The following is a 15,864-nucleotide window of genomic DNA, read 5'->3' as shown; positions in this document are numbered from 1 at the left end:
CAGCGATCAGGGGCCGCGCAGTGCGCGGCAGAGGGCGAGCAAGCCTGGCCGAGCATACATGGTTCCCGCTGAAGCGCGAACCATGACAAGAACGTCCGCCCCCACGGAATAAAGGTGGGAGAGGCATCCTGTGCGGCTGCTGCCAGGCGTTTCGCAGCGCGCAGCGCGCAGCGCGCAGCGCACTGCGCACATTTTACGTGGGTTCACGTGGGTTCACGTGAGCTCGCGTGAATTCAGGTTTCGCGTGGCGTGCAACCAATAGAGAAGATCACGGCCCGCCGGGGAGCGCGCCGACACGCCCGGACAACCACCGACGATTCCCCGCTTCAGCGCACGTCCAGCCGCGGCGCTGCGCCGGCGTCCTGCTCGGGGGCGCCTGGCCACTCGGGGCACGTGGCGCGGTAGTCGATGCCGGGCATGAGCTGCGCCCACTCCTCGCGCGTGAAGTTGCGCCCGGCGTAGGCGCACGCGCGCGCCATCAGGGCCTCGGCCGCGATCGAGAAGACGCGCGCCGCGCCGTCGTTCGCGGCGGTCACGACGCGGGTGGCGTCGGGGCTGAACACGGCGTCCGTCAGCGTGACGCCCTCGGCGCGGAGGGTGATCGCCTCGCCTTGCCCGTCGACGGGGAGCACCCGCGCGATGCCGTCGCTCGACACAGCGACGAGGCGCGCGCTGTCGCTGCTGAACGCGACGGTCCGGACCGCCGCGCCGAGGCCGCTCAGGAGGGCGGGCTGGCCCTGGCCGTCGTTGCGCAGCAGCCGCACGCAGCCGTCGAGCGCGGCGATCGCGACGTGGCTCCCGTCCGGGCTCACCGCGATCGCGGCGATCGCCCGATCCTCGTACCCCGACGGGAGGACGCGCGGGGCGCCGCGGCCGTCCGCGGGCCAGACCTTCACGTCGGGGCCCGACGTCGCCACGATGTGCTGGCCATCCGGGCTGAACGCCGCCCGGAGCAGCCCCGCGCGCTCGTCGCGCAGCACGACGGGCTCGCCCGGGACGCCGTCCTCGAACACGCGCAGGATGCCGTTCCACGAGGTGGTGACGATCCGGGTGCCCTCCGGGCTGAAGGCGACGCCCACCACCCGGTCGTCGTGGATTCCGAGCACGATCGGCTGCCCCCGTCCATCGGCGCGCCAGATCCGCGCCGTCCTGTCGGCCGAGCCGGTGACGAGGCGGCTCCCATCGGGGCTGAAGTCGACGCTGAGCAGGTGCTCGGCGTGCCCGCGCAGGACGACGGGCTCGCCCGAGCCGTCGGCCCGGAAGACGCGCGCGGTCTTGTCGGTCCCGGCGGTGGCGATCCTGCTGCCGTCGTGGCTGACGGCGATGCCGGTCAGCGGCCCCTCGTGGCCGCGCAGGAGCAGCGGCTCGCCCGGCCCGCCGAGCCGCCACACCCGCGCGGTCCCGTCCTCCGACGCGGTGACGACGCTCGCGCCGTCGCGGCTGAAGGCGGCGCTGTTCACGACCCCCTCGTGGCCCTCGAGGACCACCGGCGCGCCCTTGCCGTCCGCGCGGAAGACGCGCGCGGTCCCATCCGCGGAGGCCGTGACCACCTCGCTGCCGTCGGTGCTGAAGGCGGCGCTGCGCACCGAGCCGTCGTGCCCGCGGAGGACGACGGGCCCACGCCGGTCCGCGCCGAGGATGCGCGCCGTTCCGTCGCCCGTCGCGAGGACGATGCGGTCGTCCACCGGGCTCGTGTCCGCGCTCTCGACGCCCGGCCCGTGCCCCTTCAGCGCCGCGGGGGCGCCGTGCCCGTCGGCGCGGACGACGTGGACCGTCCCGCTGATGGCCGTGGCGAGGATCCGGGCCCCGTCGTGGCTGAACACCGCGCGCCGGATGAGCCGCTCGCCCAAAGGCACGACGAGCGGCGGCTCGCCCTCCATGCCGTGGCGCCACACGTAGATCGCGCCGCCCGTCGTCCCCGCGACGACGCGGCTGCCATCCGGGCTGAACGCCACGCTCGTCGGCGCGGCGTCCCTCGTGCCGAGCGCGCGAACCTCGTGGCCGTCGGGGCGCCACAGGCGCACAGCGCCGTCGGTCGATGCGGTCGCCAGGAGGCTCCCGTCGTGGTTGAAGGCGACGGCGACGACGCCGCCGGGGGTGGCGGCGCGCAGCACGAGCGGCTCGTCGCGCCCGCCGAGGCGGAAGATCCTCGCGGCCCCGTCGGCCGAGGCGGTGGCGACGAGGCGGCCGTCGGGGCTGAAGGCCGCGTGGTGGACCGCGCCGCCGTGCCCGACGAGCACCTCCTGGTCGACGGCGGGGCCCCAGACCGCGTCGCCGAGCGCCTGCACCACGGCGGGGCCCGCGGGGCGGCCGCTCGCCCTGGCGGCGAGGGCCGCCTCCACGGCGAGCAGGCGCGCGCGGGGCAAGAGGCCCTTGGCGCGCTCCTTCGCCGACTGGGCCGCGAGCCGCCGGGCGTCGTTCTCGCGCGACTCCTGCTGCGCGCGGACCAGCGCCCGCTCCTCCTTCCCCATCTGCCAGAGCAGCACGAGGCTCAGGCCGCCGAGCAGCGTGACGGCGACGGCCAGCACGGTGACGAGCCGCCGCGTCGACCGCTTCTGGCCCTCCGCCCGCGCGCAGGCGGAGAGGAACGCCCTCTCCTCCGCCGAGAGGTCCGCCCGCCCATCGCACCACGACGTGAGCTCCGCGAGCGCCGCGCCGCCGACGAGGTAGTCGTCTCTCCGCCCGTGCGACAGCCAGCGCGCGAGCGGCTCCCTCGTGGCTCGGTCCGCCTCCCGCGACAGGACCCACGCCCGGTCGAAGACCTCGCGGACGACGCGGTTGCGCACCTCGAGGTACGGCGCGCCCGAGGCCGCCGTCCGCTCCACGGAGAGCCCCGAGAGCAGCAGCGCCCGCTGGACCGGGTCCCCGGCGTCGACGCCCACCCGGTGGCCGTCGAGCAGCTGCTTGTAGAGCTGGAGGAGCGCCGGCGCCCGCCCGCAGCGGGGCCCCTGCGCCTCCACGCACCGCTCCGCGTGGCGCAGGTTCGGGTCCTCGGTCCGGCCCTGGTCGAGGAACCGCCGCGCCACGGCCTCGTCGACGTCGAGATCGCGCCGCTCTCCAACGAGATCGGCGCAGAGCCGCTGCGTCATGTAGGGGTGCCCCGAGGTCCACGCGAAGACCGCGTCGAGCAGCGCGTCGGGGTCGGCCACGAGCCCCGTGAGGCCCGCGCGGAAGCCGCGCGCCTCGGCGCGGGTGAAGTCGTCGAGCCGGATCGGGCGGCCGATGTTGAACGGCGCGCGCGCCGGATCCGCGACGAGCTCCGAGGGCGCCGCCGCCCCGAGCAGGCAGAAGGTCAGCCGGGTGTTGGCGGGGCGCTCCGCGCGCCGGTTCACGAAGGCCCGGAGGATGGCGAAGAAATCGTCCCGCGAGAACGGGAGGGCCAGCGTGGCGTCGACCTCGTCGATGAACAGGACGATCGCGGAGGAGATCTCCACGAGCACGACGTCCTCGAGCCAGCGCAACCAGCAGTGCACCGGCCCGAGGTGCCAGTGGGCATCCCAGAACTCGTCCGGCGGCTCCAGCCCGAGCTGCTCGGCGATCTCCGACGCGATCCCGAGGTACCAGCTCACCGGCGAGGTGGTGTCGGTGCCGAGCGCCCCGAGATCGACGCTCGCGCACTCCACCTGCTCGGCGCGGAGCCGCGTCGAGACCTGGAGTCGCAGGCTGGACTTCCCGATGTGCCGGGTCGACAGCACATAGCAGAGCTCTCCGCGCAGGAGCGCCTCGAAGAGCTCTCTGTCGGCGGGGCGCTCGATATAGATCACGCCCTCGCCCACGGTCCCGCCCGCCTGGAACCGGCGCCTGTGATCTCCGGCACTGGCCTTCGCCTGATCGAGGTCGGGAGGCGCCGAGAAGGTCACGAATCTGACGGTGCCATGCGACGCCAGGACCGTCAACGGAACGACAGCCCGTGTCGCCGGCGTCCGCGGTGAAACAACAGGGCTCGCGACGTCGCGGTGAATGTCACGCGAATGTCGCGTCGACCGGATGGGCTGGCGCTCACACGATCGCGTTTCGTCGGCGAAGGCGCTGGCGACGCGCGCCCCGGCCTTGCTGCGCGCCTGTGTTGCGCGCGGCGCGATTGCGTGTGCGTCGATGGTGTCGCGCCGCGAAAACCCGCTTTTACGTCCAGAAATCGTGGACCGGGCCACCGCTGCTGGTGTAGCGTTCGCGCCGTGCGAGGGGTGTTGAGGGCGGGGCAGAACCGCGTCGTGGCCGCGCCGGCCGCCGTGCCGCTGCTCGTCTGCGCATTGCGCTCCGCGGCTCGGAAGGCTCCTGTAGACACTACGGCTTTGCCTGACACTCCAGAAGCTCCCGCCGGAGCGCGCGGGCGGCCTGACCCGGCCGCGCTCGCGCCGGCCGCGCCGCTGGCCGCCGGGCTCATCCGTCGAGAGGGGCTCTCGTCCGGCGCGTGTGTCGGCGCGCGTGGACGCGTGATGGCTCGACGCGCCGAGCTAAGGTGATCGCGATGGACCGGCGGCGATCGCGACTCTCTCTCTGGCGGACGGCGCGCGCGGCCGCCCTCGCGCGGGCGGCCGGGGCCGCCTCGCTCGCGCTCCTCGCGGCGGCGTGCGCCGAGCTCGACGAGGAGCCCGTGGGCTCGGCCTCCTCGCTGCGCGCGCGCGAGGGCGTGGGCAGCTGGCGCGGGGAGATCATCTATCAGGTGCTGATAGACCGCTTCGGCGACGGCGACGCGGGGAACAACCACCGGGTGTCCTCGGCGCCGGGCAGGTGGCACGGCGGCGACTGGAAGGGGCTCGAGGAGGGCCTGCCCTACCTCGATGCGCTCGGCGTCACCGCGCTCTGGATCTCGCCGATCGTCAAGAACGTCGACACCGACGCCGGCGTCGACGGATACCACGGTTACTGGACGCAGGATTTCACCGAGCTGAACCCCCATTTCGGCGACCTCGCGTCGCTGCGCCGGCTCGTCGCGTCGGCCCACGATCGCGGCATGAGGGTCATCGTCGATATCGTGACGAACCACGTCGGCCAGCTGTTCTATTATGACATCAACGAGAATGGGCAGCCCGACGAGGACGTCCCCGGCGGCGGCGAGGACGGGCGCCTCCAGCTCGAGGCCGTGAACGAGTACGATCCGGAGTTCGACCCCCGCGGCGTCCAGGCGCGGACGCCGCTCGGCGAGTCGGGGCCGGCGCCGATCGTCTTCCGCCACGAGCCCGCGACCAACCACCTCCCGCCGCGGCCCGAGCTCTTCCAGGACCCCGAGGTCTACAACCGCAAGGGGCGCATCCTCGATTTCGAGGATGTCGACCAGCTCGTGCACGGCGATCTCCCGGGCGGCCTCAAGGACATCGACACCTCCCGCTGCGACGTGAAGCGGGCGATGGTCGACGTGTTCGTGCGCTGGGTCGAGCTCACCGACGTCGACGGGTTCCGCATCGACACGCTGAAGCACGTCGAGCACGAGTTCTGGCGCTATTTCACGCAGAACGTCCGGCTGCAGCTGGCGGCGACGGGCAAGACCGATTTCTTCATGTTCGGCGAGGCCTTCGACGGCAAGGACGACCTCGTCGGCAGCTTCACGAAGCACGAGGTCCCGGCCCACCCGCACGACGAAGCGCTCGGCGGCGATCTCGAGCGCGAGAACGGCGACGAGGCGGAGGGGGGCTGTCCGGGCGCCGCGCCGATCACGGGGGACTCGGTCGACTCCGTCCTGTATTTCACCCAGCATTATCGGGTCTTCCGCGACGTCTTCCGGGACGCCCGGGCCACGCGGCGGATCGAGGAGCTCTGGGACGCGCGGGCGCTCAACTACGGCGCTGAGCCGAACGCGAACGGCATCGGCGTCCCGCCGCTGAAGGCGCTCGTCAACTTCATCGACAACCACGACGTCCCGCGCTTCCTCCATGTCGGCCCGGGCGCCTCGCCCTTCAAGGCCGATCCCGAGGCGGCGCTCAAGAATGCGCTCCTGTTCCTCTTCACGGAGGAAGGCATCCCTTGCCTGTACTACGGCACGGAGCAGGGCTTCAGCGGCGGCGACGATCCGGCGAACCGCGAAGATCTCTGGGAGAGCGGCTATGACACGGAGCACCCGCTCTTCCGGTGGATCCAGCGGCTCACGGCGCTGCGCAGGGGCTACCAGGCGCTCACCGTCGGCGAGCAGCGGGTGCGCTGGTCGACGGAGCGGACGGGCGAAGGGGACGAGGACGCGGGGATCTTCGCGTTCGAGCGGGGGGAGCCGGACGGCGACTATGCGCTCGTGGTGCTCAACACGCACCCCCGGAAGCAGAGCGCCACGCGCTTCAACGGGGCGGCGATGGCGACGGGGCTGACGCGGGGGACCGTGCTCGTCGACGTGCTCTCGCCCGAAAAAAAGACATATAGGGCGGGCGCGAACGGCGCTGTCACCGTCAAGCTGCCTCCGCTGAGCGGGGCGCTGCTCATCCCGGAAGACCAGATCATCCATGGTCTCTGATCCTGCCTGGCACTCCTCCCTTCCACGAGGGTCTCCAACATGGCGTCTGTCAAAGTGCGCGGACTCAACAAGCGATTCGGCCAGACCCACGTGCTGCGCGGCGTCTCGGTCGACGTGCCCGACGGCTCGTTCGCCGTCCTCGTGGGACCGAGCGGCTGCGGCAAGTCGACGCTGCTCAGGCTGCTCGCCGGGCTCGAGGAGGCGGACGACGGCACGATCGCGCTCGGCGACCGCGACGTCACGCGGCTCGAGCCGCGCGATCGCGACATCGCGATGGTGTTCCAGTCGTACGCCCTCTACCCGCACCTCACGGTGCGCGAGAACCTCGCCTTCGGCCTGAAGCTCCGGAAGACGCCGCCGGCCGAGATCGAGGCGCGCGTGAAGGAGGCGTCGGAGATGCTCGGGCTCGGCCCGCTCCTCGACCGGCACCCCCGGGCGCTCTCCGGCGGCCAGCGGCAGCGCGTGGCCATGGGCAGGGCCATCGTGCGGCGGGCGCAGCTCTTCCTGTTCGACGAGCCGCTCTCGAACCTCGACGCCGCCCTGCGCGCGCAGGTGCGGGTCGACATCCGCAAGCTGCACGACCGGCTCGGCGCGACGAGCGTCTACGTCACCCACGATCAGGTCGAGGCCATGACGCTCGCCGACGAGATCTTCGTGCTCAACAAGGGCGTCGTCGAGCAGTCGGGGCCGCCCCTCGAGGTCTTCGCCCGGCCTCGCACCCGGTTCGTGGCGAGCTTCCTCGGCAGCCCGTCCATGAACTTCGTCGAGGCGCGCCTGGAGAGCCGGGGCGACCGGTGGGTCGCGGCCCAGGGCGACCTCGCCATCGACGTCGACGCGGCCGACTTCCCGGGCGCGCTCTCGTCCGGGCGGCAGGTGACGGTCGGCGTGCGCCCGCACGAGGTGGACCTCGCGTCGGGCGACGGCGGCGCCCCGTTCGAGGTGGCGATCGTCGAGGCCCTCGGGGCCGAGTCGTATGCGCACGGCACCGTCGCGGGGGCGCCGTTCGTGGCGCGCCTCGACCCGGCCGCGCGCGTCGCGAAGGGGGACACCGTGCGGGTCGCGCTCCGCCAGGTGCACCTGTTCGACGCGGACTCCGGGCTGAGCCTGCGAGAAGCGTGAGGCGACCGTGCCCAGCCGTCGCTGTCGTCTCGCGCTCACGCTCGCCGCGTTCGCCGCGCCCGCGCTGATCCTCCTCTTGCCCGCGCTCGCGGCCGCGGCGCCGATCCGGCTGTGGCACGCCTACCGCGACGACGAGGCCAGGGCGCTCGACGCCATCGTCGCGGCCTTCGAGGGCGAGGAGGTCGAGGTCCTCGCCGTCCCGTTCGACGCCTACGCCTCGAAGCTCCAGGCCGCGATCCCGATGGGGGAGGGGCCCGACCTGTTCATCGACGCCCACGAGCGGCTCGGCGACTTCCGCGCGCGCCACCTCGTCGCGCCCGTGGGCGACGCGCTCGAGCCGGGCGGCGAGGCCGTGTTCCTGGGGCCCGCGCTCGCCGCGGTCCGGCAGGGGGGCGAGCTCCTCGGCCTGCCGATCAGCCAGAAGTGCGTGGCGCTCTACATGAACACCGCGCTGGTGAAGGAGGCCCCGGCGACCCTCGAGGACATCGCGGCGCTGGCCGGCTCGCTCCCCGAGGGCGTGTTCCCGCTCGCGTACGAGGCGTCGAACGCCTACGCGCACATGCCGATCCTCGCGGCGTTCGGCGGCGCGATGCTGGGCGAGGACGACCAGTTCGGCTTCGTCGGCCCGGGGCCCGAGCGCTCGCTCGAGCTCGTCCGCACGCTCATCGAGCGGCGGGTCGTCCCGGAGGACGCGAACGGCGCGCTGGTGACCGACCTGTTCAACGCGGGCCGCGCCGCGTTCGTGATCAGCGGGCCGTGGTTCGCGGGCGGCCTCGGGGAAGAGGCGCGGCGGCGCGCCCGCGTCGTCCCGCTCCCGAAGGTGCGCGAGACCGGCCTCCCGATGCGGCCGTTCCTGACCGTCGAGGCGGTGATGCTCTCGCCCCAGGGCGCGCGGCGCCCCGGGGCGCGGGCGCTCGCGCGCCACCTCGCGGGCGCCGCCGCCGCGGCCACGCGGCTCGAGATCGCGCGCACGCCGCCGGTGCGGAGCGACGCGGCGGTCCCGGCCGGCGATGCCTTCATCGCGGCGTTCACCGAGCAGGCCAAGGCGGCCATCCCGATGCCGACCTCGCCGGCGATGCGCTCGACCTGGGAGCCGTCCACGCGCGCGATCCGCAAGGTGCTCCGGGGCGACGCGCCCCCCGACGTCGCGCTCTCCGAGGCCAAGCGCCGGTTCGACGACGTCCGCCGGCCGCTCCCGCCCCCCGCCTCGCCGGCGCCGCTCCTCGTCGCGCTCGGCGCGCTCGCGCTGCTGCTCACGCTCCGGTGGGTCCACGCCGCGAGGGCCGCGGCCCCCGGCGCCGCGGGCTGGCGCTCGTTCCGGCGGTCGCTCGGGCGCTCGCTCGGGCGCTCGATCGGGCGATCGATCGGGCGATCGATTCCTGCCTACAAGTACGTCGCGCACGCGGTCGTCGCGATCGGCGTGCTCGTTGTGATCCCGCTCGTCATCGGCGCGGCCACGTCGCTCTTCGCCGGCAGGGGCGAGGACCTCCGGTACGTCGGCCTCGCCAACTTCATCAGCATCCTCACGGCCCGCGGCGGGCCGCTCTTCGCGAGCGGCTCGTTCTACCTCGTGCTCGCGGTGACCGTGCTCTGGACCGCGGTGAACCTCTGCCTCCACGTCCTCCTCGGCGTCTCGCTGGCGCTGCTCCTGCACCGCCCGACGCTGCGCCTCCGGGCGCTCTACCGGGTGCTGCTCATCGTGCCCTGGGCCGTGCCGAGCTACGTGACCGCGCTGTCCTGGAAGGGCATGTTCCACCGGCAGTTCGGGGCCGTCACCGGCCTCATCGAGGCGGTGAACTCCGCGCTCGGGACGAGCATCGAGCCCATCTCCTGGTTCTCGAGCTTCACGACGGCGTTCACGGCCAACGTGACGACCAACGTCTGGCTCGGGTTCCCGTTCATGATGGTCGTCACGCTGGGCGCGCTCACCGCGGTACCGGAGGACGTGCTCGAGGCCGCCGAGGTCGACGGCGCCACGCGGTGGCAGCGTCTACGGAAAATTACGTTACCTCTGATCAAGCCGGTGCTCGCGCCCGCGGTGACGCTGGGCGCGATCTGGACGTTCAACATGTTCAACGTCGTGTTCCTCGTGTCCGGCGGCGACCCGGACGGCACCACGGACATCCTCGTCTCCGAGGCGTACCGGTGGGCGTTCACCCGCGAGGCCCAGTACGGCTACGCGGCGGCGTACTCGGTGCTCATCTTCCTGCTCTTGACGCTCGCGACGCGCGACTGGCGTCTCCGGCGGCGGCGGACGCCCGTCTCCGCCATCCCGCAGGGCGGGGCCGAGGCCGGATCGGCGCCCGTGCCGGCGGCGGCGACGGAGACCGCGTGACGCGGAGGCCCTCTCCTGTCGAGTCGATCGCGGTGCACGCCGCGCTGGTCGCGGCGGTCGCGTTCGCGCTGTACCCGGTGCTCTGGGTCGCCTCGATCGCCTTCTCCGGGGCGCGCCCGCCGGTGCCGGAGGTGCTGCCCATCCCGAACCAGCCGACGTTCGAGCACATCGTGGCGGTGGTCACGACGTCGAAGAAGGTCGGCGGCGAGGCGATCTGGCTCTTCCCCCGCCAGCTCGCCAACTCGATCGTCGTCGCGCTCGCGACGGCGGCCGTCGGCGTCTCCGTCGCGGTCCCGGCGGCGTACGCGCTCGCGCGCTTCCGGTTCCTCGGCAAGGACCGCGGCCTGCGCGCGCTGCTCGCGACGCAGATGTTCCCCACGGTCGCGAGCGCGATCCCGCTGTACCTCCTGCTCGACGCGCTCGGCCTGCTCAACTCGCGGACAGGGCTCGTGCTCTGCTACGCGTCGACGGCGGTGCCGTTCTCGATCTTCCAGCTCCGGGCGGCGTTCGAGGCGATCCCGGTCGACCTGGAGGAGGCGGCGATGGTCGACGGGGCGACGCGCTTCCAGGCTTTCCTCCGGGTCGTGCTCCCGGCGGCGCGGCCGGCGATCGCCGTGACGGCGCTGTTCGCGATCATGACGGCGTACAACGAGTTCATCCTCGCGGCGACGCTGCTCGGCAAGGAGGAGATGTTCACGCTGCCGGTGGTGCTGCAGCGGTACATCGGCGAGTACGACGCGCAGTGGGAGCGGTTCGCGGCGGGGGCGCTCCTCGTGTCGCTGCCGGTCATGGCGGCGTTCTATGGGGCGCAGCGCCACCTGATCGCGGGGCTGACGACGGGCGGCGTGAAGGGGTGAGCGCGCCGCGGTGAGCGTGGCCGCGGGCGCCCCGGCGCCCCGGCCGCCGCGCGCCGGGGCGCCGGCCGCCAGCGCCCCGGCCGCCGGCGCCGCGACCCGCGCTGCCCGGCCTCGCCGGCGCCGCGACCCGCGCTGCCCGCCCTCGCCGGCGCCGCGATCCGCGCTGCCCGGCCTCGTCCCGCTCGGGGCCGAGGGGCGTCCCTCCTACTTGCCCGCTGTGCCCCGGCGCCGCCCGTCCATGGGACCCGGCCCTCGCGGCCGTGGACGCCCGATCGCGACCCCGCTATCTCCATGAAGCCATGCCGAAGGCCGAGGATCCCCCGCCCGCCGCCGCGCCGGGGACCGCTCACGCGGACCCCCGCGCATCGGTGGGCGTGGGCGTGGGCGTAGGCGTGGGCGGCGACGCCGACGGCCGCGGCACGTTCCTGCCGCTCCCCGCCGCGCTGCAGCGGCGCCTCAGCCGGCCCTCGTGGGAGAAGTTCGTGCTCCCGCTGCTCGGCCCCCTGCTCGCGCTGCTCGTCATCGGCGCCGTCGCCACGCTCGAGGCCGCGCTCGACTGGACCGTCCCGAACCCGCCCGCGATCCTCTCGATGATCATCGTCTTCGCGGCGTTCAGCGGCGGCCTCTGGAGCGGCATCGTCACGGCGCTCATCTCGTGCGTCTTCTTCGCGCTCTACTTCTCCAAGGAGGGCGTCCTGTTAACGTACGACGAAGACAACCTCCTCCGGGTCATCGTCTACGCCGTCACCACCCCCGCGATGGCGGTGATGGCGAGCATCGCCAAGCGCCGCGCGGACGCCATGGGCGAGGCCTCGCTCGAGAACGAGCGCGAGCACTCCGCGAGCCTGCGCGCCCTGCTCATGCAGCGCCAGGCGGTCGAGGAGGAGCTCCAGCAGGCCAAGGAGGCCGCCGAGGCGGCGAGCCGCGCGAAGAGCGAGTTCCTCGCCAGCGTGAGCCACGAGATCCGCACCCCGATGAACGGCATCATCGGCATGACGTCGCTCGCGCTCCAGACCGAGCTCACCCAGGAGCAGCGCGAGTACCTCGAGATGGTCAAGATCTCGGCCGACGCGCTGCTCTCCATCATCAACGACGTCCTCGACTTCTCGAAGATCGAGGCCGGCAAGCTCGAGATCGAGCCCGTCGTCTTCGACCCGAGCGAGATCATCGGCGACGCCGTGAAGACGCTCGCGCTCCGCGCCCACGAGAAGCGGCTCGAGCTCGCCTACCACGTCGGCCCCGACGTGCCCGAGGCCCTCGTCGGCGATCCGCTGCGCCTGCGCCAGGTCCTCGTCAACCTCGTGAGCAACGCGGTGAAGTTCACCGACGCCGGCGAGGTCGTCGTCCGCGCCGAGGTCGACTCGCGCGCGCCCCTCAGCGCCGAGGAGGAGGCCAGCGCGGACAGCCAGGGCACGCCGAGCCTCTACGCGGGCGAGGTGCTCGGCGACGCCGTGGTGCTCCGCGTGAGCGTGATCGACACGGGCATCGGGATCGCCCCGGAGAAGCAGCGGGTCGTCTTCGACGCGTTCGCCCAGGCGGACGGCTCGACCACCCGCAAGTACGGCGGCACGGGGCTCGGCCTCACGATCTGCGCCCGCCTCGTCGAGATGATGGGCGGCAAGATCTGGATCGAGAGCGAGGTCGGCAAGGGCAGCACGTTCCACTTCACCCTCCAGCTCCGGGCGCTCGACGGCGCCGCCCGGTCGCGCCGCCTGGAGATCCCGAAGGACCTCCTCGGCACGAAGGTCCTCATCGCCGACGACAACGCGACAGCGCGGCGCATCCTCGCGGACACCATCGAGGGCTGGGGGATGAAGGCGGTCCCCGTCGACTCGGGGGCGGCGGCGATCGCGGCGCTCTCGGAGGACTCGGGCGTGTGGGCGCTGCCCTGGGGCAAGCCGGGGGGCAACGCGGTCGGGCCGAGCAGCTCGTTCGGCCTCGCCATCGTCGACGCCCGCATGCCGAAGGTCGACGGCTTCGCCGTGGTCGAGCACTGCCGGAAGCGCGAGATCTTGAAGGGGCGCGTCCTCGTGCTGCTCAGCTCGACGTCCGCGCAGGCGGACGTCGCCCGCTGCCGCGATCTCGGCGTCTTCGCCATGGTCACGAAGCCCGTGAAGACGTCCCACCTCCAGGAGGCCGTGTTCCACGCCTTCGGCGTCCCGACGCGGACCTCGCTCCGGTCGGCCGACCCGCGCCGCGCCGCGCCCGGGCCGCGCGCCCGCGGCCTGCGCGTGCTCGTCGCCGAGGACAACGCGATCAACCAGAAGCTGATGCGCCGCTGGCTGGAGCGGCAGGGCCACCACGTGCACATCGTCGAGAACGGCCGCCTCGCCGTCGAGAAGATCGCGGGCGGGCAGTACGACGTGGCCCTGCTCGACGTGGAGATGCCCGAGATGGACGGCCTCCAGGCCGCGCGGGTCGTCCGCGCCCGCGAGCGGCGCGAGGGCGGGCACATGCCGCTCATCGTCGTGACCGCGTACGCGATGAAGGGCGACCGCGAGCGCTGCCTCCGGGCCGGCTTCGACGGCTACGTGTCGAAGCCGGTGCAGGTCGAGGAGCTCTACGACATGATCGACCGGCTGGCCGCCGGGCCCTCCGCCCTGGAGATCGAGGACCCGGCGCGCATGTCGCTCGGCGCGCCGAGCTCGTACGCGTCGGCGCCCTCGCCGGCGTCCGACAGCGGGCCGCCGAGCACCCGCTCGGAGGAGCGGCTGCAGTCCTCGCCCTCCTCGATCGCGGCCCGGCCGATGTTCGATCGCACGAAGGCGCTGGAGCGGACGGGCGGCGACGCCGATCTCCTGCGCGAGCTCGCCGAGGTCTTCCTGGAGGAGTGCCCGCGCTGGATGGGCGACATCGACGACGCGGTGGCCGCCGGCGACGCCCGCAAGCTCCAGCGGGCCGCGCACAGCCTGAAGGGCGGGGTCGACAGCTTCGGCGCGCGGGGCGCGTTCGAGGCCTCCTTCGCGCTGGAGAAGATGGCGCGCGCGAACGAGCTCGGCAGCCTGGCCGAGGCGCAGTTCGCGCTGCGGGCGCAGATCGAGCGCCTGCTCCCCGAGCTCGCCGCGTTCGTGCGCGAGGGCGCGCCGGCGGACCCGGCGCCGCCGGTGCAGGGCGAGCGGCGCTCTGACAGCGAGGTGACGCGATGGTGAGGGTGCTCGTGGTGGACGACTCCCCGATGGATCGGCGCCTCTCCGGGAGCTTGCTCAAGAAGCGCGCCGGGATGGAGCCCGTGTACGCCGAGAACGGCGTCGAGGCGCTCGAGACGATCGCCAGGTCGATGCCCGAGATCGTGCTGACCGATCTCCAGATGCCGGAGATGGACGGGCTGGAGCTGGTCGAGGCGATCCGCCGCGAGCACCCGTACCTCCCGGTGATCCTGATGACGGCGCACGGCAGCGAGGAGATCGCGGTGCAGGCGCTGCGGCGCGGCGCCGCGAGCTACGTCGCGAAGCGGAACCTCGCGGCGGAGCTCGTGAACACGGTCGAGAACGTCCTCGCGGTGGCGCGGCTCGATCGGCGGGAGCAGCAGCTCCTCTCGTGCCTGACGGCGACCGAGTCCCATTTCGAGCTCGACAACGACGTGGCGAAGGTCCCCGCGCTGGTGGGCCACGTCGAGCAGAGCCTGGGACGGATGCGGCTGTGCGACGAGACGGGCCGGATCCAGGTCGCGGTGGCGCTGCGCGAGGCGCTCGTGAACGCCATCGTGCACGGCAACCTCGAGGTCAGCTCGACGCTGCTCGACGAGCAGCCGAGCGCCTTCTCCGCGCTCGTCGAGCGCCGCCGGGCGGAGAGCCCGTACCGGGATCGGCGCGTGCTCGTCGTGGCGCGCGAGACGCGCACCGAGGCGACGTACGTGGTGCGCGACGAGGGGCCCGGCTTCGACCCGCGCAACCTGCCGGATCCGACCGATCTCGCCAACCTGGACAAGCCGAGCGGCCGCGGCCTGATGCTGATCCGCACGTTCATGGACGAGGTGCGGCACAACGACAAGGGCAACGAGATCCGCATGGTGATGCGGTGCCGCTCGCCGGGGGCCGGCGGCGAGCAGGGCGAGGACGGCGGCTGACGCCGTCTCCGGTCGCGGCTCGGGAAGATCAGGCGGTGAAGCCGCCGTCGATCTTGAGGTTGGCGCCCGTGACGAAGGCGCCCTCGGGGCCGGCCAGGTAGGCCACCATGCCGGCGACCTCGTCGCCTTGTCCGTAGCGCTGCACGGCGATCTGGCCCTTGAACTCGGAGGCGAGCGGGCCGTCGGCCGGGTTCATGTCGGTGTCCACGGGGCCCGGCTGGACGTTGTTGACCGTGATGCCGCGCGGACCGAGATCCCGGGCCCAGCCGCGGGTCAGGCCGGCGACCGCTCCCTTGGTCGCGGCATAGATGGCCATCCCGGGGATGAGCGCTCCGTCGCTGCTGATGCTCCCGATGTTGATGATGCGCCCGCCCTCGCCCATGTGGCGGGCGGCCTCGTGCGTGGCGGCGAAGAGGCCCCTCACGTTCACCGCCATGAGGCGATCGAACTCCTCCAGCGAGGACTGATCGAGGGGGGTGATGGCGGCGACGCCGCCGCGCTGGCCACGTTCTACGTGACCGTCTTGCTGGGGATGTCGGTCCAGGCGCGGGACGGCGCGTCACGGGAGAGCCTCCGCGCGGCCGTGGAGGCCGCGATGCGGGCATGGCCTGGGCCCGACGCCCCGCGCAGTCCGTAGGCGCCCGCGTCGTCCCGTGGAGAGCTCGTGCGTGGGTCGACGCGGTGGTGAGTCGCCGAGGACGACCCGTGCGACCGGCTCGTGGGGCTCACCGAGCGCGGGCGCGCCGCGGTGAACAGGCGGCTCCGGGCGCTGCTGCGTAGACCTCCGCGATTGGCAGGACGGTTGTGTGGCCGGCTGGCGCGCTCAACCGATCTTGGTGCGGGTCGTCGAGGACGAGCAGGCCGCGTGGCACGATCATGGCGACCAGCGCATGGGTGTCGATGGGAAGATTGGCAGCGTTGGCGTTCTGCACGAATCACCGAAGTGGTTTGCGAGCGCGTAATCGAGCGAGTAATTCGACATCGCCCCGTCGCAGAGGGATACGTCCGGACCGTGGTATAGAGGTGGGCACGCGAGCGCAGCCGTGGG

General features: G+C 73.0%; 8 protein-coding genes and 1 pseudogene. 6 read left to right on the top strand and 3 right to left on the bottom strand.

The annotated features are described in order from the left end of the window. Positions 1–326: 326 nt before the first annotated feature. Positions 327–3,860 carry an AAA-like domain-containing protein gene (locus tag WMF44_RS41840; RefSeq protein WP_437295644.1) on the bottom strand — a complete coding sequence of 1,178 codons (3,534 nt, stop codon included), beginning with the start codon at positions 3,858–3,860 and terminating at the stop codon, positions 327–329. A 608-nt stretch (positions 3,861–4,468) separates the two neighbouring features. On the opposite strand from WMF44_RS41840, the gene WMF44_RS41835 reads away from it, so the two are divergent. From WMF44_RS41835 to WMF44_RS41810, 6 genes are all read left to right on the top strand, one after another. After that, positions 4,469–6,439 carry an alpha-amylase family glycosyl hydrolase gene (locus WMF44_RS41835; RefSeq protein WP_437295643.1) on the top strand — a complete coding sequence of 657 codons (1,971 nt, stop codon included), beginning with the start codon at positions 4,469–4,471 and terminating at the stop codon, positions 6,437–6,439. A 39-nt stretch (positions 6,440–6,478) separates the two neighbouring features. Continuing rightward, a complete protein-coding gene (locus tag WMF44_RS41830) occupies positions 6,479–7,558 on the top strand; it encodes an ABC transporter ATP-binding protein (protein WP_437295642.1) in 1,080 nt (359 codons plus the stop codon). Between the two features lie 7 nt (positions 7,559–7,565). Continuing rightward, positions 7,566–9,893 (top strand): extracellular solute-binding protein, encoded by a 2,328-nt coding sequence (locus tag WMF44_RS41825; RefSeq protein WP_437295641.1) that lies wholly within the window; start codon positions 7,566–7,568, stop codon positions 9,891–9,893. Next, the gene (locus tag WMF44_RS41820) at positions 9,890–10,750 is read left to right on the top strand and encodes a sugar ABC transporter permease (RefSeq protein ID WP_437295640.1); all 861 of its coding nucleotides are present in this window, start codon (positions 9,890–9,892) and stop codon (positions 10,748–10,750) included. Before WMF44_RS41825 ends, WMF44_RS41820 begins: the two co-directional genes overlap by 4 nt. Before the next feature lie 299 nt (positions 10,751–11,049). Next, positions 11,050–13,899, top strand: a complete 2,850-nt coding sequence (locus WMF44_RS41815; protein ID WP_437295639.1) for a response regulator — start codon at positions 11,050–11,052, stop codon at positions 13,897–13,899. Beyond that, positions 13,893–14,816 (top strand): response regulator, encoded by a 924-nt coding sequence (locus WMF44_RS41810; RefSeq protein WP_437295638.1) that lies wholly within the window; start codon positions 13,893–13,895, stop codon positions 14,814–14,816. Before WMF44_RS41815 ends, WMF44_RS41810 begins: the two co-directional genes overlap by 7 nt. Before the next feature lie 28 nt (positions 14,817–14,844). On the opposite strand, the pseudogene WMF44_RS41805 reads toward WMF44_RS41810, so the two are convergent. Both WMF44_RS41805 and WMF44_RS41800 read right to left on the bottom strand, forming a co-directional pair. Next, positions 14,845–15,309: pseudogene (locus tag WMF44_RS41805) on the bottom strand (SDR family oxidoreductase); the annotation flags it as partial. A 232-nt stretch (positions 15,310–15,541) separates the two neighbouring features. Next, positions 15,542–15,748 (bottom strand): glucuronyl esterase domain-containing protein, encoded by a 207-nt coding sequence (locus WMF44_RS41800; protein WP_437295637.1) that lies wholly within the window; start codon positions 15,746–15,748, stop codon positions 15,542–15,544. Positions 15,749–15,864: the final 116 nt, after the last annotated feature.

It is taken from the genome of Sorangium sp. So ce426, assembly GCF_051475585.1.
Classification (GTDB): Bacteria; Myxococcota_A; Polyangia; order Polyangiales; family Polyangiaceae; genus Sorangium; species Sorangium cellulosum_B.
This window is presented reverse-complemented; position numbering and strand designations above follow the sequence as displayed.

What these genes read in the sequence shown, in the direction of transcription:
- WMF44_RS41835 (WP_437295643.1), top strand. Translation starts at nt 4,469, where the DNA reads ATGGACCGGCGGCGATCGCGACTCTCTCTCTGGCGGACGGCGCGCGCG.
- WMF44_RS41830 (WP_437295642.1), top strand. Translation starts at nt 6,479, where the DNA reads ATGGCGTCTGTCAAAGTGCGCGGACTCAACAAGCGATTCGGCCAGACC.
- WMF44_RS41815 (WP_437295639.1), top strand. Translation starts at nt 11,050, where the DNA reads ATGCCGAAGGCCGAGGATCCCCCGCCCGCCGCCGCGCCGGGGACCGCT.
- WMF44_RS41810 (WP_437295638.1), top strand. Translation starts at nt 13,893, where the DNA reads ATGGTGAGGGTGCTCGTGGTGGACGACTCCCCGATGGATCGGCGCCTC.